Annotated in this window: 26 protein-coding genes; 1 reads left to right on the forward strand and 25 read right to left on the reverse strand. The window is 38.2% G+C overall.

Annotated elements, in window-relative coordinates:
- Window positions 1–208: 208 nt before the first annotated feature.
- Complete coding sequence (locus AC2CGN_RS23235; RefSeq protein ID WP_286925016.1) at window positions 209–631, reverse strand: single-stranded DNA-binding protein; 423 nt, start codon at window positions 629–631, stop codon at window positions 209–211.
- Between the two features lie 316 nt (window positions 632–947).
- Between AC2CGN_RS23235 and AC2CGN_RS23240 the strand changes: the two genes are divergently transcribed.
- Window positions 948–1,373 (forward strand): YwpF family protein, encoded by a 426-nt coding sequence (locus AC2CGN_RS23240; RefSeq protein ID WP_484516534.1) that lies wholly within the window; start codon window positions 948–950, stop codon window positions 1,371–1,373.
- Window positions 1,374–1,467: 94 nt separating this feature from the next.
- Here AC2CGN_RS23240 and AC2CGN_RS23245 read toward each other — a convergent pair whose 3' ends face one another.
- The 24 genes from AC2CGN_RS23245 to upp form a co-directional block, all read right to left on the reverse strand.
- Window positions 1,468–1,860: a hypothetical protein gene (locus AC2CGN_RS23245; protein WP_429980288.1), complete on the reverse strand. Its 393-nt coding sequence runs from the start codon at window positions 1,858–1,860 to the stop codon at window positions 1,468–1,470.
- 108 nt (window positions 1,861–1,968) lie between these two features.
- Complete coding sequence (locus AC2CGN_RS23250) at window positions 1,969–2,352, reverse strand: hypothetical protein (protein ID WP_429984276.1); 384 nt, start codon at window positions 2,350–2,352, stop codon at window positions 1,969–1,971.
- A gap of 172 nt (window positions 2,353–2,524) precedes the next feature.
- Complete coding sequence (fabZ, locus tag AC2CGN_RS23255) at window positions 2,525–2,962, reverse strand: 3-hydroxyacyl-ACP dehydratase FabZ (RefSeq protein WP_429984275.1); 438 nt, start codon at window positions 2,960–2,962, stop codon at window positions 2,525–2,527.
- A gap of 61 nt (window positions 2,963–3,023) precedes the next feature.
- On the reverse strand, window positions 3,024–3,308 hold the full coding sequence (locus tag AC2CGN_RS23260) for a DNA-directed RNA polymerase subunit beta (RefSeq protein WP_484516537.1): 285 nt from the start codon (window positions 3,306–3,308) through the stop codon (window positions 3,024–3,026).
- Between the two features lie 46 nt (window positions 3,309–3,354).
- Window positions 3,355–4,194, reverse strand: a complete 840-nt coding sequence (locus tag AC2CGN_RS23265; protein ID WP_484516539.1) for a flagellar hook-basal body protein — start codon at window positions 4,192–4,194, stop codon at window positions 3,355–3,357.
- Between the two features lie 24 nt (window positions 4,195–4,218).
- Entirely contained in the window at window positions 4,219–5,052 is an 834-nt protein-coding gene (locus AC2CGN_RS23270; RefSeq protein ID WP_286925009.1) for a flagellar hook-basal body protein, read from the reverse strand.
- A 21-nt stretch (window positions 5,053–5,073) separates the two neighbouring features.
- The gene (gene mreB / locus AC2CGN_RS23275; protein WP_286925008.1) at window positions 5,074–6,069 is read right to left on the reverse strand and encodes a rod shape-determining protein; all 996 of its coding nucleotides are present in this window, start codon (window positions 6,067–6,069) and stop codon (window positions 5,074–5,076) included.
- Window position 6,070: 1 nt separating this feature from the next.
- On the reverse strand, window positions 6,071–6,217 hold the full coding sequence (locus AC2CGN_RS23280) for a hypothetical protein (protein WP_484516542.1): 147 nt from the start codon (window positions 6,215–6,217) through the stop codon (window positions 6,071–6,073).
- A gap of 222 nt (window positions 6,218–6,439) precedes the next feature.
- Complete coding sequence (locus tag AC2CGN_RS23285; protein WP_010858004.1) at window positions 6,440–6,700, reverse strand: sporulation transcriptional regulator SpoIIID; 261 nt, start codon at window positions 6,698–6,700, stop codon at window positions 6,440–6,442.
- A 214-nt stretch (window positions 6,701–6,914) separates the two neighbouring features.
- Window positions 6,915–7,580: a peptidoglycan DD-metalloendopeptidase family protein gene (locus AC2CGN_RS23290; RefSeq protein WP_484516544.1), complete on the reverse strand. Its 666-nt coding sequence runs from the start codon at window positions 7,578–7,580 to the stop codon at window positions 6,915–6,917.
- A gap of 37 nt (window positions 7,581–7,617) precedes the next feature.
- Window positions 7,618–8,553 (reverse strand): stage II sporulation protein D, encoded by a 936-nt coding sequence (gene spoIID, locus AC2CGN_RS23295; protein WP_286925005.1) that lies wholly within the window; start codon window positions 8,551–8,553, stop codon window positions 7,618–7,620.
- A gap of 178 nt (window positions 8,554–8,731) precedes the next feature.
- The gene (gene murA / locus AC2CGN_RS23300) at window positions 8,732–10,045 is read right to left on the reverse strand and encodes a UDP-N-acetylglucosamine 1-carboxyvinyltransferase (protein ID WP_484516546.1); all 1,314 of its coding nucleotides are present in this window, start codon (window positions 10,043–10,045) and stop codon (window positions 8,732–8,734) included.
- Window positions 10,046–10,673: 628 nt separating this feature from the next.
- Window positions 10,674–10,913 (reverse strand): DUF1146 family protein, encoded by a 240-nt coding sequence (locus AC2CGN_RS23305; RefSeq protein ID WP_286925003.1) that lies wholly within the window; start codon window positions 10,911–10,913, stop codon window positions 10,674–10,676.
- 104 nt (window positions 10,914–11,017) lie between these two features.
- A complete protein-coding gene (locus tag AC2CGN_RS23310) occupies window positions 11,018–11,425 on the reverse strand; it encodes a F0F1 ATP synthase subunit epsilon (protein ID WP_286925002.1) in 408 nt (135 codons plus the stop codon).
- Window positions 11,426–11,449: 24 nt separating this feature from the next.
- Complete coding sequence (atpD, locus tag AC2CGN_RS23315; protein WP_054770241.1) at window positions 11,450–12,865, reverse strand: F0F1 ATP synthase subunit beta; 1,416 nt, start codon at window positions 12,863–12,865, stop codon at window positions 11,450–11,452.
- Between the two features lie 48 nt (window positions 12,866–12,913).
- Entirely contained in the window at window positions 12,914–13,771 is an 858-nt protein-coding gene (gene atpG, locus AC2CGN_RS23320; protein WP_429980279.1) for an ATP synthase F1 subunit gamma, read from the reverse strand.
- 47 nt (window positions 13,772–13,818) lie between these two features.
- On the reverse strand, window positions 13,819–15,327 hold the full coding sequence (gene atpA, locus AC2CGN_RS23325; RefSeq protein ID WP_283870733.1) for a F0F1 ATP synthase subunit alpha: 1,509 nt from the start codon (window positions 15,325–15,327) through the stop codon (window positions 13,819–13,821).
- 28 nt (window positions 15,328–15,355) lie between these two features.
- On the reverse strand, window positions 15,356–15,892 hold the full coding sequence (locus tag AC2CGN_RS23330; protein WP_484516549.1) for a F0F1 ATP synthase subunit delta: 537 nt from the start codon (window positions 15,890–15,892) through the stop codon (window positions 15,356–15,358).
- Complete coding sequence (atpF, locus tag AC2CGN_RS23335; protein ID WP_484516550.1) at window positions 15,889–16,413, reverse strand: F0F1 ATP synthase subunit B; 525 nt, start codon at window positions 16,411–16,413, stop codon at window positions 15,889–15,891. Before atpF ends, AC2CGN_RS23330 begins: the two co-directional genes overlap by 4 nt.
- A gap of 170 nt (window positions 16,414–16,583) precedes the next feature.
- The gene (atpE, locus tag AC2CGN_RS23340; RefSeq protein WP_484516552.1) at window positions 16,584–16,808 is read right to left on the reverse strand and encodes a F0F1 ATP synthase subunit C; all 225 of its coding nucleotides are present in this window, start codon (window positions 16,806–16,808) and stop codon (window positions 16,584–16,586) included.
- Window positions 16,809–16,871: 63 nt separating this feature from the next.
- A complete protein-coding gene (gene atpB / locus AC2CGN_RS23345; RefSeq protein ID WP_429984273.1) occupies window positions 16,872–17,594 on the reverse strand; it encodes a F0F1 ATP synthase subunit A in 723 nt (240 codons plus the stop codon).
- A 37-nt stretch (window positions 17,595–17,631) separates the two neighbouring features.
- Window positions 17,632–18,003 carry an ATP synthase subunit I gene (locus AC2CGN_RS23350; protein ID WP_283870730.1) on the reverse strand — a complete coding sequence of 124 codons (372 nt, stop codon included), beginning with the start codon at window positions 18,001–18,003 and terminating at the stop codon, window positions 17,632–17,634.
- 537 nt (window positions 18,004–18,540) lie between these two features.
- Window positions 18,541–19,662, reverse strand: coding sequence for a non-hydrolyzing UDP-N-acetylglucosamine 2-epimerase (gene wecB, locus AC2CGN_RS23355; protein WP_484516555.1), 1,122 nt, complete (start codon window positions 19,660–19,662; stop codon window positions 18,541–18,543).
- A 245-nt stretch (window positions 19,663–19,907) separates the two neighbouring features.
- Entirely contained in the window at window positions 19,908–20,537 is a 630-nt protein-coding gene (gene upp / locus AC2CGN_RS23360; protein WP_008180557.1) for a uracil phosphoribosyltransferase, read from the reverse strand.
- Window positions 20,538–20,709 lie beyond the last annotated feature (172 nt).

Below are 20,709 nucleotides of genomic sequence, written 5' to 3' on the forward strand. Positions count from 1 at the left end.
GACAATTTGATTACTTCTTTTCCTGCTTACTTCATACATTTATTAAGTTGTAAAATACTCATCGCTGTGCGGTCTTCAGCAATGAACTTCAATAATAGGTATACATCATTCCTTTCTTTTCTTCATGCATTACGGTGCAAGCAAATTTAGGAGAATGGCGGATCAGACAACATTATCACTTGCCCCGTATGTAACACTTGGCATACTGCTAAACTACTGGTAATACAGCCTCTGCCTCTGGTAACACGAAATCCTTCAAGCCTTCCTGTTCATCAGACAGCTTTGTGGGTACAATAGTCTCGTCACTGTCTCTTGGCTTAAGGTGATAAAATCGGACCTCTTCAACGACTACCTCTGTTATAAAAATCTTCGTACTTTGTTCATTTACAAATGACCTTGATTGGATACGGCCATTTGCTCCAATTAATGAGCCTTTCCCGCAATATTTGACGATATGCTCTGCAAGTCTTCCCCATACTGTACAAAGAATAAAGTCAGCATCTACTTCCCCACGATTGTTTTTGTAATTGCGATTAATGGCTAAAGAAAAATGTGTTTGCACGCGATTCTCAGATAAGTGTCGTAACACAGGATCTTTTGTTAATCTTCCAACCAGTCCGACTTGATTCATCAATTCACCTCCTTCACTTTTGATGTTCTCATCTTACAAGGACGTATACTGAATTGGCAAAAGTCGGTTTTTATCATTTCCTTTTGTTTTTAATCATAAATTGGTTATATTAGCCGTTTTCTTTTGCAAAAATCAAATTAATTTATTGGCTGAATGCTTTTGATTGTAATAGCAAATGCTATTTCAAGAAATATGAAATTTCACAGTTTTTTCTTTTTCATTATTGGCTAGGAGCAAAGCAAAGGCCTCATCATCACATGGCCCAATTTAATGTGTTATACTAATAAAGATGACAGACTTAGGAGGATTATACATAATGAAAACATTTAAAATGCTTTCCTTTGACCTTGTCACAAAAGATGGCATACAAACATTTCCTTTAGTCGATGGCATTATTATTAATCAGGAAAACAGCCATCAATCATGGATTCTTGAACTGTTTATGGATAGACAATATTGTTCAACTTTTCAACATCTATTAGAAAAAGCTGCTGTCTTTAATGTGCGTGCTGTAATTTCATTTCCAGATAATGAGCCTGCTCCTTTTCAGGTTGCCGTACATACTGTTCAAGAAATCGGAGAACATATTTCTGTGCTCTTAAAGGGTAAACTTAAAACAAAACGTTCAAAATATGCTGAACAATTATTAGCTGAACTGCTAGCGGAAGGCGTTTCTTTAGATAATTTACTTGATCGCTTCTCCCATGATATGAAAGAACGTCCAAAACTTAAAAATGATTAAATTAACGTTGCTGTCTAATTGCATCGTTATTTTTTCGATCTATTTTAACTGTAAAAAAAAGAGTGTTCCATTTCTGGATACACTCTTTTTATTATTATCGCGTATTCATGTTGTTACGCTCGCGAATATCTACTTTTTCTTCCACGACATTTTCTTTAACAGTGTTATTTCGTTCAACACCATTTGCATTTGGTGCGTTGTCAAAGCCATTTGTACTATTTAAATCTGCGTTTGTTCCTGGCGCTGTAGCTTCAGGTATTACAGTAGATTCGTTAACTGTACCACGTCGCTCAACACCATTCACATTACGATCGTAAACATCATGTCTTCGAGCTGGTTCTACCACATCTTCTACCCTGTCAACACCTCGGCGAACATCGTTTTTAACGTTCTCCACAGGTCTTTCTTCAACCGCTCTGTTTCCCCAGTTACATCCTCCAAGGAATAGCGTAGCAAAAAGAATAGTCAAAAATGACATTTTCCACATATTAAAAACCTCCTTTCTTGGGTGCTATGTCAGCAAATACAACAGGTGTATTTGTGATCCTACATAGATTGCCCGGGAAAGGAGGGAACTATCCGATTTTCGTAAAAACTATTTTTGTTTTTCTTTTAACAATTGTTCAATGTAAGCTGCTTCTGCTTTACAAGCATACGTATATTTTGTACCTAGCTCTTTTTGCAATGTCTCGATTGTTTCGATTTGCTTTGCTGTGGGCTCTTCATTTAAAATTTTCGCAATTACTTCATCGATTTTTTGCGCCATTTCTTCATGAAATTCAGTGCTCAGCAAAACATTTGCTGGAATTTTTTCAATCCATGCGGCATTCTCTTGAAAATAAGTCTGCCAGCTAGCAATGAAGTCTTCCATAGAGAAACGCTTTTCATCCCAATCAATACTTGCTAAGTATGATTCAAAAGATGTTGAAATCGAACGCGTAATGCTAATTTTAACACCTGAAGACAGATCCTTATACATCTATATAATCCTCCTACGTTTTAAAAAACCTAAAATTACATGTATTTCAATTTACAATCGCTAATACGCCATCGCATTTTAGAACATAAATAAACTGCTAAAAAAATTAACAGCAAGGACATGATTCGACATAAATATTTTATAACTTTTAGCCTATAAATGCAAATTAAGCCTATTTTGGCTGTTCAGGTCCTATAGCAAATAGAATATCTGCTTCACAAACCAGCTCTCCATCAACTGTTGCTACACCGTGACCTTTGCCCATTGCACCTCTTAGTTTAACAAACTCTACTTCCAGTCGAAGCTGATCCCCAGGTACTACTTGACGTTTGAAACGGCAATTATCCACACCTGTTAAGAAGGCTAAGCGACCTTTGAATTCTTCCGCGTTTAATAATGCAACACCACCAACTTGTGCTAGTGCCTCAACAATTAAAACACCAGGCATTACAGGATAGCCTGGGAAGTGTCCATTGAAAAAATCCTCATTGATAGATACATTTTTTAAACCTACTGCACGTTTTCCCTCTTCTAATTCAACAATACGATCAACAAATAAAAAAGGATAACGATGTGGTAAAATCGCTTGAATTTGCTCTGCTGATAACATTTCTTTTCCCCCTCAATTATTAATAAAGTATGTAAACATAAAGGATGGTAAAGAATAAAATTTATTCTTTACCATTCATAATATCAAATATATGCTGCCATGTTTCTGTTTTAAATACATCCATAGCTTGCCCTTGTCCAATAACACTGTAGCCAAATATTGCACCTAAAACTGCGGCAACAACGACTAATACGAGAACAAGTACAACGCGTAGCCAAATCGGAATCAGCCGTATTTGCACCCATCGAACCTCTCGTTGCTCTCCATTTGAGCGGCGTTCCTTCTCTTCTGGTGACGTATCGGTTTCTTTTGTCGGCACAGAACGTCGACGTGAATCGTTTGTCATAGATTGTACTCCTCTTCATTCCTACTAAACAGTAATCATGGATTTACTAGCGAATGCCATTAATAAGCCCAAGCATTTGGTCTGCTAATGTTACAGCTCTTGCATTGAATTGATAAGAGCGCTGTGTTTGAATTAAATCCGTCATTTCCTTTGAAAGATTCACATTCGACATTTCTAGCGTGCCACTTTGCATGCCAATCTGCTGGCGATTTGCACCTTGTAATTCGGTAACGACCTCAGCTTGCGTATATCCCAGTTGAGCGAGATTATCTGGCAATCCAACATATTGGCCTGAAATGTGCTCCATTAGCTGTGGCTTTTGAAATTCTGTCACGGCTAAATCTGTACGGATAATATCTCCATTTGGATAGGAAGCCTCTAAGACGCCTCCATTACGTACAGCAAAGTTTTTTACATTATCCGGTAATGTAATAGCTTGTCCTGTAGCATTAGCTAATGGATATCCATCTGCATTCACAACCATTACTGTTCCATTATTTAATGGTGATAAATAAAAGTCACCCTGACGAGTATACACTGTTTTTGTACCATTTTCACCATCTGGCATTAAAATATTGAAATATTGTTTTGCTTTATTGAAAGCTAAATCTAAATCTCGGTTTGTTGTTTGTAATGAGCCTTGCTTTTCATTTGATTGTATTTGTCCAAGCATTGCACCCGAACCGTATCGAATACCTAGCGGAGATAGACGCTCTGCACGATCTTGCTTGTCATTATTAAACTGCTGATAAAGAAGCTCGTTGAAAGAAGCCTCTTTTGTCTTATAGCCATGTGTGTTGCTATTAGCAATGTTATTACTAATCGTATCTAATTTATTTTGTAATTGTCCCATTGTATTTGTTGCAGTAATCATTGTACGTAGCATTCTCTAACGCCTCCAGTTCGCATATTATACTTTTCCGATTTCATTGACAGCCTTTTCCATGCTTCGATCATAAGCCTGTAGCACCTTTTGATTGGCTTCAAATGCGCGATAAGCTGTCATTAAATCTGTCATCGTGCGACCAGAATCTACGTTTGAACGCTCAAGATAATTTTGACGAAGTGAAAATGCGACACCGTTAGCACCATAAGCAGTAGGCAAGTTTTCTCCATTCTCTGTTCGAACTAAGCCATTATCTTGTTTACGTAGCATGTTCGGATTAGCCGCAAATGATACGCCAACACGTGCTACTTGCTGCTCATTGACGTAAATCGCTCCGGTCTCATCTAGACGAAAATCATCATTTGGAAGCTGGATGCGTTGGCCAGTATCTGATAAAACATACAGTCCCTGTGCATTGACTAAATTGCCTTGACCATCCAACGTAAAATTCCCATTTCGTGTATATGCCTCTCCACCATCTGGATGTGCTAAACGGAAGAAAATAGACCCAGTGATGCCCTCTTCATTTTGCGGTAAGTATCCATCGATCAAGGCCATATCTGTTGAAAAATCTGTATTATAGATTTGACCCTGTATGTAGTTTGGCAATGTTTCTTGCATATAAATCCCAGTATTTAATGCTCCCACTTGACTCATATATTGAGAGCCCATTTGTTGCTTGGCAGTTGCATTCGTATTTCCGACACTTGACATTAGCATGTCTGGGAATGAACGAATTGTTGATTGATCCGCTTTAAATCCTGGTGTATTCGCATTTGATAAATTATTTGTTAATAATTCTGTTCGTCTTTGTTGTGCAATCATACCCGTTGCAACTGTATAGAACCCTTTAAACAAAGGAATCACCTCATTTTATTTTTATAAGGATGCAGGCACTCGATCAATATTTTCAAGCATAATGCCTGTACCAATTGCTACACAATCCATTGGTTGCTCTGCAATGAAAACAGGTACCTTTAACTCTTCAATTAAGAGCTGGTCCATACCATGTAGTAACGCACCACCGCCAGTAATAATAACTCCACGATCAATTATATCAGCTGATAGCTCTGGTGGCGTTTTTTCTAGAACATTTTTTGCAGATTGAACAATCATAGCTACTGATTCATGTAAAGCACGTTCAATTTCCTCTGATTGAATCGTTATTGTGCGTGGGAGACCTGTCACCATGTCACGGCCACGGATATCCATGGAATCATTTCTACCGCCCTTAAATACTGTACCAATTGTCATTTTTATTGCTTCAGCAGTACGTTCACCAATTAGTAATTTATATTCTTTTTTAATATATTGTAATATATCATTATCAAAAACGTCACCTGCAACTTTAATGGATTCACTTGTTACGATATCTCCCATTGAAAGAACTGCTATATCTGTTGTTCCACCACCAATATCCACTACCATATTGCCACTCGGTTGAAAAATATCCATTCCTGCACCAATAGCAGCGACTTTTGGCTCTTCCTCTAAATATACTTTTTTACCACCAGATTTTTCTGCTGCCTCACGGATAGCTTTTTGCTCGACACTAGTAATATTAGTTGGACAACAAATTAAAATACGTGGTTTCGTTAAGAATCCCTTTAAGTTTAATTTATTGATAAAATGTCTTAGCATCGCTTCAGTAACATCAAAGTCTGCAATAACACCATCGCGTAATGGTCGAATTGCAGTAATGTTACCTGGCGTGCGCCCTACCATTTGGCGGGCTTCTTCCCCTACTGCTAATACTTTATTTGTTTTTTTATCAATCGCCACTACAGATGGTTCATTTAAAACAATTCCTTTACCTTTCACGTGGATTAATACATTTGCAGTTCCTAAGTCAATGCCAATATCTTTCGAAAACATTCTATAATTTCTCCTTCCCGCCAGTTCCCACTACATAACGTTCATTTTTATCCCGCATAAACGGACAGGTGACTCCCACTTCCAGACGTAAGTCAAGTAAATCATATAATTGGGAAATCAACTGCCCGTAATAGTTCGGTTCGTTCACCTAAGAATCAGTGTGAGATGAGGATAATCCACACTGATTGAAGCTTCACTTTATCTCTTTATCTAGAATATTTTATCATACACTATTGGTAATTTCACCTAAATTTAGTGAATGTGGCTGTTTTCTTTATATTATATGAACAATTCTAGAAAACAATAATACGTTTAAAATAATCTTTTAATGGTTCCATCTCCTTCTTTTTAACCACAAAAAAAGAACGAATCATTCTTGACTCGCTCTTTCTTTCCACTTGTTTTTTGTTGCCTCTCCTCCGCGAATATGACGTACGGCCTTATGGTAGGCGAGAATTTCCTTCACCTGCTCTGCTAATCCTTCATGAATTGTTGGCAATCGCTCTGTTAAGTCTTTGTGCACCGTACTTTTTGAATAACCTGTCATTTTCGCGAGGACACGCACAGTCTCACGCGTCTCAATCAATAATTCACCGAGGCGTATGCAGCGCTTCCGAATGTGCTCGTGCACGTTCTTCGTCCTTTCCACACAATTTCACAAAATGGCTTTGGCATCAGATGCACGTATGCGCATTTCTTCACCTTATGTAAGGACAAAGCTATTCAGAACACGTTTTACACTTTCTCGATAAATTGCTGATGATTTGTGCTGCATCAATTGACAGTAAGTTTTCATATATCATAAATATCTTTAACTGTCATTGTGGCAGCTGATTTTTCCTATTTTAAAAGGCTAGTGATTTTTTCGGATTCACATATTTTCCGTTTTCAAGTACTTCGAAATGTAAGTGAACGCCTGCTGCTTGATTCCACTCATTGTCAGTCGTTTTTCCTAATACCTGACCCTGTGTAACTTCATCGCCTTCTTTTACAGCAATATCTTTTACTGAGCTATAATGTGTTTGCTTACCATCTGCATGCTCAATAACAATTTTATTGCCTGTAAATGCATCTAGCTTTACTTCTAGTACTTTACCACTTAGAGCAGCTAGTACTTCGAATTCTTCACCATTCATAGCAAGAGAAATACCAGATGACGTTGTAAATGTTTGATTAAATACCATTAGTGCATTTTCACGTGCCTCTGCATTTGCCTCTACTTCGTAAAATTCTTGTAAAACTTGTACTTTACTAAGATTTGCTTCTTTGAATGGGTACTTCATTGTTTCTGCACGAGCATTTGTTTCAACTACAGGACCTGGATCTACTTCTGCCAAATCTGGTAATGGAGCCTCTTCTACCTTTGATATGAGACTATTGTAACCAAATAACATACCTGCTAGCATAAGTGCACCACCAGCATAAACTGCTGGCCAAAACCAAGGTTTCTTCTGTAATTGACCTTTTTCATTTTGTTTTTGAGAAGTTTTACTATTTTTATCCTCTCTCATTTTCATCACCTCTAGTTGCAGTGTGAACAACTAGAAGTTATTTTAAACATGCATCTATCTTTTTTATCTCAATATCCTGATAATAATAGTGTAAAATTTCGTCAGCAGTTTTTCCTTCACTTGCCATTGCCTCAGCTCCATATTGACTCATCCCTACGCCATGACCATATCCTTTCGTACTTACTTGTATTTTTCCTGTATTAGTATCATAGGAAATATTAAAATCAGTAGATGGTATTTGCAAAAGTGTTCGAACCTCTCGTCCTGACCATACATTTTTACCTAGCTGTAAACGTTCAACTCGTCCTGAATCATTAAAAAAATACTGGATGCGAGAGAAATCACTTACCTGCCATTTATCAGGCCAGATTGTATTCCACTCTGCTAATGTCCATTCCTTGACCGCAGAGTATTTTGGAGAGGATTGATCAGACATACTTGCTACGCTTTGCAAATATGGAAGATCATTACCACTATAACCATAGGCACTTTCCGTTTTACCGTTACTGGTAGAATGGAACATAGCTGTGATTAATTGATTATTATAAAGAAGAACTTGTCCTTTCGTTTCATTAATCGCCTCGACAATTTTCTTTTCATTTCCTGGGAAATTGCTAGTCCAATTCGCTTTTCTTTGCTCTTTGTTATAAAAGACTTGTCTAGCAACTGTGGGAGCAATTGCTTCTCTACCGTAATTTGTCGATTTTAATGCATAAGTTCTTGCTGCAATGGCCTGTGCCTTTAACGCCTCTTTTTTAAATGAAACAGGCATTTCAGCAGCTACTACACCCGTAACATATGTTTCTAAAGGGATTTTCTCCTGTTGTCCCTCCACTTCTATAAATATTTCACAAGCATTGTCTGTGGTTTGGACTGATTCCTCAGTTGCACGTCTTTCACTAAATGCCACAGGAAGCACATACAATGACCCAATCAAACAAATGATACCAACACTCATTATCCATTTTTTCATAAGGAATAATATGCTAGAATTCTTCTAAATATGTGAACCTTAGCAAAACAATATTGAGTAGGTTATTAAGAATTACTATTTTTAAGTACATAATGAGCTATTTTGTCTTCCAAATGGCTTCCTGATCCTTCAATAAAAAAAACCCTATGCTTATAGTCATAGGGTATCAATCAACTATTTAGTTTGTTGGTAATTCCACCGTAGATTTCTCTTTCATTACAACATCTTCAACCGGTACACGTTCGATATGAGCACCAAGTGCAGCCAATTTCTCATGGAAATCTACATAACCACGATCTAAGTGATGAAGCTTTGTCACACGTGTCATGCCTTCAGATACAAGGCCAGCTAAAATAAGAGCAGCTGCAGCTCGTAAATCTGTTGCCATGACCTCAGCACCTTGAAGATTTACAGGTCCCTCAATAAAGACAGAGCGTCCTTCGATTTTAGCACCCGCATTCATGCGACGGAACTCCTCAACATGCATAAAACGATTTTCAAATACAGTTTCCGTAATAATACTCGTACCTTCAGCAGTTAGCATTAAAGCCATCATCTGTGATTGCATGTCTGTGGGGAATCCTGGATGTGGCATTGTTTTTATATCCACAGCCTTTAATTTATCGGGAACTCGTACACGTATGCCTTCATCTAATTCGATAATTTCAACGCCCATTTCACGCATTTTAGCAATTAATGCTGTCATATGCTCAGGGACTGCGTTTTCAATCGTCACATCCCCTTTGGTAATGGCTGCTGCAACCATAAATGTGCCAGCTTCAATACGATCAGGAATAATATGATGCTCTGTTCCATATAATGTTTCGACACCTTCAATACGGATGGTATTGGTACCTGCGCCGATAACGCGACCACCCATACTGTTAATAAAGTTTGCCAGATCTACAATTTCAGGCTCTTTCGCTGCATTTTCAATTACAGTTGTTCCCTGTGCCAATGATGCAGCTGTCATAATATTTTCTGTAGCACCAACACTAGGGAAGTCCAAATACACATTTGCTCCTTTTAAACGGCCATTTACTTTTGCCTCTACATATCCGTGACCAAATGATATTTTCGCACCCATTGCTTCAAAGCCCTTTAAATGCAATTCGATTGGGCGAGAACCAATTGCACAGCCTCCTGGCAAAGCAACCCGAGCATAGCCATTGCGAGCAAGTAAGGAACCCATTACTAAAATAGATGCACGCATTTTACTTACATATTCAAATTGGGCTTCACTGGAAAGTTCTTTTGTTGCATCTATATATACTGCGTTGTCTTCTGGTATATATGTAACTGCTGCATTTAAACTTTTAAGTACTTCATTTATTGTAAAGACATCTGCTAAGTTAGGGACTTCCTTAATTACATTTTCTCCTTCAGAAGCAAGTAAAGCCGCCGCTAGGATTGGTAACACTGCATTTTTTGCGCCCTCTACACGTACTTTTCCTTGTAGCTTTTGGCCACCAGTCACTATTATTTTTTCCACCCTATGTCCCTCCGAATTTAATCTATTAAGCTATTAAAATTTTATTTTAAAAAAGAAGTATAATGTCATAATCAGTAAACAAACAACTCTATAGTACAACTTTTCTAACGCTCATTCAAGCATCAAAATCACTATTTTAAGCCATTCATTAATATTTTGCTATTTATTTATTGTACGCATGAAATTTTATTTTGTGAATGACCAATAACATAGAACGAAAGCGTTATTTTCTAATACATACCCAAAGATTTATGAACAAAAAACAACATCTATTAAAATTAATAATCCATATTTTTTACATATTTCAAAGGACCACATAAGTGAAACTACAATCAGTAGAGGTTTTACTTAATCCCCTTGAATGCTGTAGATTAACACGAGCTCAGTACTCTCATCCTGCAAGAAACGCTTGTGTGACCAACATCGTGTTGGCCTCAATAGGGCTTTTACAGGCTATTGATCCCCAACTTCACTTAAATCTTGAGATGGGATCTACCTGACAAAGCTTTCTGTATAGAAAAATTACTGCCGATTTTATGCAGGGATTACATTTTTGTTATAAAGCCCTGTGAAATATGTATATTCATTTTCTTCATTTTAGGTTAGTAATAAGGGGCTATATAATATATTAAAATAAATAAGGGAGCTTACCTGACCAATTTGACACTTGGAGGAAAAAATTCGAAACAGTTGTTCCAATCGCAATACTCAATAATATATAGATCAACTGAATTTGAAATACTTTATTTTTCTTGAATATTTTCTCAAGCATAAAGGCTTGTAGCGCATAAAAAGTAATAGCGACAAAAAAAATATGAGACAAAATACCTAACAAAGCTTCTTGTCCTATCGATTCATATAATTCCATTGTAATCCCTCCATATTCATTAAGCGTCATTTATCTCACTTGCTCAAAACACTGAATAATGTTAAAAAACGGGCAGATGTTGAATCTGCCCGTTAAAATTTGAATTAGATATTACCCTCATGAACGTTGATACGATTCAACGCACGTTTTAATGCTAGGTCAGCACGTTTGAAATCAATGTTGTCTTGTTTACTTTGAAGACGTCCTTCAGCACGTTTAACGGCTTCTTTTGCACGTTGAACATCGATGTTTTCAGCAACTTCAGCAGAAGGAGCTAAAATTGAAATCTTTTCTGGACGAACTTCAATGAAACCACCGCTTACAGCTACAATTTCAGTAGAACCGTTTTCTTTTTTAAGCTTCACAGCACCAATTGCTAGTGGAGCAACCATAGGAATATGGCCAGCAAGAACACCGATTTCTCCAGAAGTTGTTTTAGCGATTACCATTGATACTTCAGAATCGTATACTGGGCCGTCGGGAGTGACAATATTGACTTGAACTGTCTTCATATTTTTTCCTCCTCGTCCCTAGTATTAAACCTCTACGCCCATGCTTTTCGCTTTTTCAACTACTTCATCAATAGAACCAACTAGACGGAAAGCATCTTCTGGTAGGTGATCCCATTTGCCATCAAGGATTTCCTTGAATGAGCGAACAGTTTCTTTAACAGGTACATAAGAACCTTTTTGACCAGTAAATTGTTCCGCAACGTGGAAGTTTTGAGATAAGAAGAATTGAATACGACGAGCACGTTCTACTGTTTGTTTATCTTCATCAGATAATTCATCCATACCTAAGATAGCAATGATATCTTGTAATTCACGGTAACGTTGGATTGTACGTTGTACGCCAGTAGCTACAGCGTAATGCTCAGCACCAACGATTTCAGGTGATAATGCACGAGAAGTCGAAGCTAGTGGGTCAACCGCTGGGTAGATACCCATTTCAGATAATTTACGCTCAAGGTTAGTAGTTGCATCTAAGTGGGCGAAAGTTGTTGCTGGAGCCGGGTCAGTATAGTCATCGGCTGGTACGTAAATCGCTTGGATAGAAGTTACAGATCCTTTGTTCGTAGATGTGATACGTTCTTGTAATTTACCCATTTCAGTTGCAAGTGTTGGTTGGTAACCTACCGCAGAAGGCATACGACCTAACAGGGCAGAAACCTCAGAACCTGCTTGTGTGAAACGGAAGATGTTGTCGATGAATAAAAGTACGTCTTGGCCTTGTTCATCACGGAAGTATTCCGCCATTGTAAGACCAGTTAACGCTACACGCATACGTGCACCAGGTGGTTCGTTCATTTGACCGAATACCATCGCTGTTTGCTTAATAACGCCTGAATCGCTCATCTCAAAGAATAAGTCGTTCCCTTCACGAGTACGCTCACCTACACCAGCGAATACAGAGATACCTGAGTGCTCTTGTGCGATGTTATTAATTAATTCTTGGATTAATACTGTTTTACCTACGCCGGCACCACCGAACAGACCGATTTTACCACCTTTGATATATGGTGCAAGTAAGTCTACTACTTTAATACCTGTTTCAAGAATTTCAACTGAAGTTGAAAGATTCTCGAAAGATGGTGCTTCACGGTGAATTGAATCACGACGTGCATCAGCTGGAATCTCTTCACCTAAGTCAATTACTTCTCCAAGTACGTTGAATACACGACCTAGCGTAACTTCACCAACTGGTACTGAGATTGCTTTTCCTGAGTCTGTAACTTCTGCTCCACGTTGTAAGCCATCAGTAGATGACATCGCAATTGTACGAACAGAATCATCACCTAAATGAAGCGCAACTTCTAATGCAAGAATTGTTGGTTCTTCATTAGGACGTTCAATCTTAACTGATAATGCGTTATAGATTGCTGGTAATTGACCATTGCTGAATTTTACGTCAACAACTGGACCCATTACTTGAATAACATGTCCTTTATTCATTACTGTGTACCCTCCTATCGTATTCTTATACGACATTGGGAAGCTGGCCTATTCTAAGGCTGCAGCTCCACCAACGATTTCTGTAATTTCTTGTGTAATCGCCGCTTGACGCGCACGGTTGTATTGCAATGATAGATCTGAAATAAGATCAGATGCGTTATCTGTTGCATTTTTCATAGCCGTCATACGAGAAGCATGTTCACTTGCTTTTCCATCTAATAATGCCCCGTACACTAAGCTTTCCGCATATTGTGGCAGTAATACTTCAAGAATTGCTTCGCCCGATGGCTCAAATTCATATGAGGCATTACCGCTTGTAGGTGCAATATCTGTTAATGGAAGAAGTTTTTTCTCCGTCACTTCGCTGGCAATAGCGCTGACAAAGTGATTGTAGTACATATAAAGTTCATCATATGTACCATCAATGAACATACCAACAGCATTACGAGCGATTTCTTTAATATCAGCAAAGGTTGGCTGGTCTGGAAGACCGACAACATCGCTGATAACATTATGATCACGTTTCACAAAGTAGTCACGAACAACACGTCCTACAGCTAAAATAACGTACTCGTCTTTTGATCTATGACGTTCGTTAATTGTACGCTGTACTTGGCGCAGAATACTTGAGTTGTAAGCACCTGCAAGTCCACGGTCAGAACCAATGACTAAGTAAGCTGTTTTCTTAACAGGACGAGCAGTTAACATTGGATGTCCACTGTCTTTTGTCCCGGAAGCAATCGCGCCTACTACATCCTGGATTTTTTCCATGTAAGGAACGTAAGCTTTAGCGTTTTGCTCTGCACGACGTAACTTTGAAGAAGAAACCATCTGCATCGCTTTCGTAATTTGCTTCGTGCTCTTTGTAGAAGTAATACGACCTTTTATTTCGCGTAAGTTTACCACTGGTATTTCACCACCTTTTGTTTTTTAATCAAGTGACTAGCTCGAACTTATTCTGATTTAGCGAAAGTTTTTTTGAACTCAGTTAAAGCTGCTACGTAATCTGCATCAGGAGCAAGTTCTTTTGTAGTACGAACATGATCTAAAACATTTGTGTGGTTTGTATCTAACCAGCTTAAGAATTCAGATTCAAAACGAACGATATCTTGTACTGGAATATCATCTAAATGACCTTTAGTTAATGCATAAAGGATCGCAACTTGTTTTTCAACTTTAAGTGGTTTGTTAAGGTCTTGTTTAAGAACTTCAACCGTACGTTTACCACGCTCAAGTTTAGCAAGTGTTGCTTTATCTAAATCTGAACCGAATTGAGCGAATGATTCAAGCTCACGGAATGCTGCTAAGTCAAGACGTAGCGTACCAGCAACTTTTTTCATCGCTTTAATTTGAGCAGATCCACCTACACGTGATACAGAAAGACCAGCGTTAATCGCAGGACGTACACCTGAGTTGAATAAGTCAGATTGTAAGAAAATTTGTCCATCAGTGATTGAGATTACGTTTGTTGGGATGTATGCAGAAATATCCCCAGCTTGTGTCTCAACGAATGGAAGAGCTGTAATCGAACCATTTTTATATGTTTCATTTAACTTCGCAGCACGTTCAAGTAAGCGGCTGTGTAAGTAGAAAACGTCACCAGGGTAAGCTTCACGACCTGGAGGACGACGTAGAAGAAGTGAAAGTTCACGGTAAGCTGATGCTTGTTTAGAAAGATCATCATACACGATTAACACGTGTTTACCTTGTAACATGAATTCTTCTGCCATAGATACACCAGCTAAAGGTGCTAGGAAAAGTAATGGAGCTGGTTGAGAAGCAGAAGCTGTCACAACGATTGTATAATCTAAAGCACCATTTTTACGAAGCGTTTCTACTACACCACGTACAGTAGATTCTTTTTGACCGATTGCTACATAGATACAAATCATGTTTTGGTCATTTTGGTTAAGAATTGTATCGATAGCTACTGATGTTTTACCAGTTTGACGGTCACCAATGATTAACTCACGTTGACCACGACCGATTGGTACTAATGCGTCAATCGCTTTAATACCAGTTTGTAGTGGTTCGTGTACTGATTTACGAGCCATTACACCGAAAGCAGGACTTTCGATTGGACGAGATTTTGTAGTGTTGATAGGACCTTGTCCATCCACTGGTTGACCAAGTGGGTTTACAACACGGCCAATTAGTTCTTCACCAACTGGTACTTCCATGATACGACCTGTACGACGAACTTCATCGCCTTCTTTGATGTCAGTGTATGGACCTAAGATTACGATACCAACGTTACCTTCTTCTAGGTTTTGAGCCATACCCATAACACCGTTAGAGAACTCTAAAAGCTCTCCAGCCATGGCGTTGTCGAGGCCATGAGCAAGAGCAATACCGTCACCAATACGGATAACTGTACCAACTTCGCTTACTTTAAGTTCAGATTCATAATTCTCAATCTGTTGTTTAATCAGACTGCTGATTTCTTCAGCCTTGATGCCCATGTATGTCACCTCTCACATTTCTAAATTATTAACCGATTAATTCACGTTTTAAGCGCTCAAGTTTGTTCGCTACTGAGCTGTCATAAATATGATTACCGATTTGAACACGAATTCCACCAAGAAGTGATGGATCAATTTCGTTTGTAATATTTAATGATTGTTTACCAACAAGTTTCGCGAATACTGCAGAAATTTTTGCGCTTTCTTCAGCAGAAAGTTCACGAGTAGAGAATACTGTTGCATCTGCCGTACCTTGTGCTTGTGCAGCTAGCTCAGCGTATTCTTTTGCAATTAGCTTGACTTCGTTTACACGTTTTTTCTCAACAAGTAGTTGAATTGTGTGTAAAACCTCTGGTGTTGAACCAGCAAAGATGTCTGCAAGCATTTGTTTTTTACGTTCGATAGAGAACTTAGGAGCATTTAAAAGTGTTAAAAAATCAGGAGACTCTTTGACAACCTTTGTAAGCTCGTTTAAGTCTGCCCCAACTTCAGCAAGAATGTTTTTTTGTTGCGCTAATTCAAATAGCGCTTGAGCATAACGTTTTGCTACAGTTGAATTACTCATTGAGCTTCCCCTGCCTTCGCAATCGTCTCTTCAATTAGAGCACGGTTGTCTGCCTCAGAAATCTCTTTGCTAAGGACTTTAGATGCTGCAAGTACAGATAATGAAACGACTTCATCACGTACAGCTGCAATAGCTTTTTCTTTTTCAGACTCAATTTCACGTAAAGCCGATTCTTTTAAGCGGTTCGCTTCATTGCGTGCTGCAGTAAGAATTTCTTCTTTTTGTAGTTCGCCTTGCTTCTTAGCGCCTTCAACAATCGATTGTGCTTCCGTACGAGCTTCCTTAAGAAGGCTCTTTTGTTCTTCTAAATATTGATGCGAATCTTTACGCGCTTTTTCAGCTGCTTCGATTTCACTAGCTACTAGTTCTTCACGTTGTTGCATGATGCCCATAAGAGGACCCCAAGCGAACTTTTTCAGTAAAAACATTAATAATAGGAAGATAACCAATGTTGAGATGATGTCACCATTGTTAAATCCTTCACCAGCGCTGGTACCTAGTACAAGATAATCTAAAAACACGATTGTTTCACTCCCTTCAAGAGCTTTGACTTCAACATTATTTAATAACTTGAAAAACTACCTATTTTAAAAAGCTATATTTTCACATAGCTTTTATCTGTTCCAAAATGAAGGGCGAAGTTTCATCTGGAGATTCCTGCTTCGCCACTAGAATTCAGTATACAACTGAATTATTTGTTCAATACGATGAATGCGATTACTACTGCGATGATTGGTAGGGCTTCAACTAATGCTACCCCGATGAACATTGTAGTTTGAAGAACGCCACGTGCTTCTGGTTGACGAGCGATACCTTCTACTGTTTTTGAAACGATAAGACCGTTACCGATACCTGCACCAAGTGCACCTAAACCGATTGCGATTGCTGCTGCTAATAAACCTAATGAACCTGTCATTTGAAAATTTCCTCCTTGGAATTGTTTGTTTTTGTGGTTCAAGCATAGGATATATGCTTTATATTAATGGTCATCGCTCACTTTATGAGCAATGTAAACCATTGTTAACATTGTGAAGATAAAGGCTTGGATAAAGCCGATGAAAATTGAGAAACCTTGCCATGCCATCATAGGAACAATTGCTCCAATGAAGCCCATAGGACCTGTTATTGCTAAACCAGCAAGTAAGCCAAGTAAAATCTCACCAGCATAAATGTTACCGTAAAGACGTAGACCAAGAGTTAGCGTATTGGAAAACTCCTCCACAAGCTTTAATGGGAGCATGAATGCCATTGGTTTGAAGTATGACCCAACATAATGGCCTGTACCCTTCATTTTAATACCATAGTAGTGCGTCATTAATAAAATCATTGTCGCAAGAGTCATTGTTACTGTTGGGTCAGCTGTTGGAGATTTCCACCATAGTGTGTGACCATAGGCGATAGAAAATGGAAGACCTAGTAAGTTAGATACTGCGATAAACATAATAAGTGTGATACCTAAAATATGGAATCGCCCACCAGTTTTCCAGTCCATGTTGCTTTTGATGATATTCTTTACGAAATCCATAATCCATTCCATAAAGTTTTGCATCCCAGTTGGCTTTAGTTTTAAACTTCTAGTTGAAATGAACGCAATTAGAAATACGATAATTGCTGCAACTAGTAACATCATCACTGTAGATAAGTTAAATGTTAATGTTGTAAAACCTAAATCTACAGGGTATAACGGAGCTTCGTGATTCATTGTTATTTTTTCACCTCTCTTTCTAATTTTAAGCACATTAGCGGTTCCTTACATGTGACACAATTCTCTCGACAAAGAGAAAAACGTACGGAATCATTAGCCCTATGACCGTGCTAATTAAGTGAAAATAGTTTGGCAACGAAATGGCTATAGCGACTGCCGCCACACCTGATGCAAAGCGAAGTGCTGTACCAAGTGAGCCTATTTTCTTCCCTTCACTAATGGACCTGTCAAACTTCTCCATACGGCGAACTAAAATCCAAAAATTATACGTACCAAAGAATGCACCGATTGCGATGCCCGCAAAAACCGTTTGATAAGGCGTAAAGCCCCAGCCTAGTGCGCAGAGTGCGAGCAAAAAAAATAACGCTCTCTTCTGCATAGCAAAAATGTGATGCAAATCTAGCATTGGTTGTAATCTCCTGAATCATTTTTTCGAGTATTGAAAACGTTTGCTGACCACCATGTGAAATCAGAAAAGAGCAGTGAAAAACACTACTCACAGCGGAATAGTAACGGGAGAGTCATTTCAATTACAGGTGTAAATTCCTAAAAAATGCCTTACACCCCTTACCTACTTCGGTAAAAAACCGAAACGCACAAAACGTTGCAAATCGACAGCTTTTATTTTGAACTGTCAATTTAGTAGAAACTTGATATAACAAGTGTTTCAACGCCTTTCAACGAATAGAAACCCTTATCATTCTTACCCTTTGTAAGCATACAATAGGAGGTATTTGAAGTCAATTAGTAAAGGAGAAAAACTTCACAGCCACTATACTCTTGTCAAATTGTTGACAAATTTGTGTATGAAATTTCATAGATTCAAAATTTATTTTTAGAATTATGCAAAAAAAAGCTAATTTACGACAGGATTTCGCTCGTAAATTAGCCTACCCATCAAACTAGGTAAAATAGACTCATTTTTATTCATTAAAATAGTATATTATTTGCTTTTATGCAAAAAATCTAAGAGAGCTTTTACAATTCGCTCAGAGGCATGTCCATCACCGTAAGGATTTGATGCTTTTGCCATGGTTTCATAGGCATTTGTATCTTCTAATAATTCCTTTGCAAGAGAGTAGATTGTTTCTTCTTCTGTCCCTGCTAGCTTTAAAGTGCCCGCCGCAATTCCTTCTGGACGCTCTGTAGTATCTCTTAGCACAAGAACTGGTTTCCCTAATGAAGGCGCCTCCTCCTGAATACCACCTGAATCTGTAAGTATCATATAAGAGTTAGCCGCGAAATTATGGAAATCGAATACTTCAAGCGGCTCAATTAAATGCACGCGCTTATGATCCCCTAAAATGTTATTAGCAATTTCACGTACGGCTGGGTTCATATGCACCGGATACACAACTTGTACATCTTCGTGCTCGGATAAGATTCTCGTAATTGCACGGAACATATGACGCATTGGATCACCCAGATTTTCACGACGATGCGCTGTTAATAAAATCATGCGATCCTTACCAATTTTCTCTAATACAGGGTGTGTATACTGTTCACTGACGGTCGTAGCTAATGCATCAATTGCTGTATTACCTGTGACAAAAATAGTTTCTAATTTTTTATTTTCATCTAATAGATTTTTCTTTGATACTTCAGTCGGTGCAAAATGAAGATCAGCCATGACTCCTGTTAATTGTCGATTCATTTCCTCTGGATAAGGTGAATACTTATTCCACGTACGTAGCCCTGCCTCCACATGACCAATTGCAATTTGGTTATAGAATGCTGCAAGACTTGCAACAAAAGTAGTCGTTGTATCGCCATGTACTAAAACAATATCTGGCTTAGCCTCTTTCATGACTTGATCTAAACCATGTAATGCATTCGTTGTCACGTCGATTAATGTTTGACGATCCTTCATAATATTTAAGTCGTAGTCAGGTACGATTTTAAATGTTTCTAAAACTTGATCTAGCATTTGGCGATGTTGAGCAGTTACAGTCACAATCGATTCTATTTGCTCAGGATGCTTTTGTAATTCTAATACAAGAGGAGCCATCTTAATTGCCTCTGGTCTTGTACCAAAAATCGTCATTACTTTCCATTTTTTAGTCAAAACGATTTGCACCGTCCTTTATTTTATTGTATGAAAAGTGTTTTTCCCCGTTGAAATGCATTTGTCTTCATTCAGCAAATGATGGAGTGGATTTGGTTACTTTTCTGTGGGTGTCCAAACACCTACTGAAATAGCGGAACTTCAAGTGGGAGCCACCTAAACATACGATGAAACGTCCTTCAATATTGAAGGACGCTTTGAAGTTTTATAAGTTGCCTAAAAAAGTCATACACTAGAGATCTACCTTATTTCGTACCGAATAGGCGATCTCCTGCATCTCCTAAACCTGGCACAATATAGCCATGGTCATTTAATTTTTCGTCAAGAGCAGCAATATAAATATCCACATCTGAATGTTCTTCTTGAATTGCTTTTACACCCTCTGGCGCAGCGATTAAACACATAAATTTAATATTTTTCGCTCCACGTTTTTTCAGGGAGTTAATAGCCTCCACTGCTGAACCACCAGTTGCAAGCATTGGATCTACAATGATGAAATCACGTTCCTCAACATCTGCTGGAAGCTTTGCGTAATATTCAACCGGCTTTAATGTTTCTGGGTCACGATATAGACCGATATGACCTACTTTTGCCGCTGGAATTAGCTTTAATACACCATCTACCATACCAATTCCTGCACGTAAAATTGGGACAATCGCAAGTTTTTTTCCAGAAAGAACTTTTGTTTTCGCTATAGTGACAGGTGTTTCAATTTCGATTTCTTCCACTGGCATATCACGAGTAATTTCAAATGCCATAAGAGTAGCTACCTCATCAACTAGCTCACGAAATTCTTTTGTTCCCGTATTCTTATCACGAATATAAGTTAACTTGTGTTGGATTAGTGGATGATCAAATACATATACTTTGCTCAAAGGAATTCTCTCCTAACCGTTCGGATTTCATTTTTATCTCACCTAGTATAACAGAAAAAAGGAGTCGTCTCAAAATTAAATTTGGGACAACTCCACATAGTGTTGAAAAACTAAATGGTCAAGGGACTCTTTGTGAATATTTAGTCAAAATGAAGGTGATTTCCGTTCCAGG

The sequence above is a fragment of the Lysinibacillus sp. DFXJR4 genome (assembly GCF_057196045.1).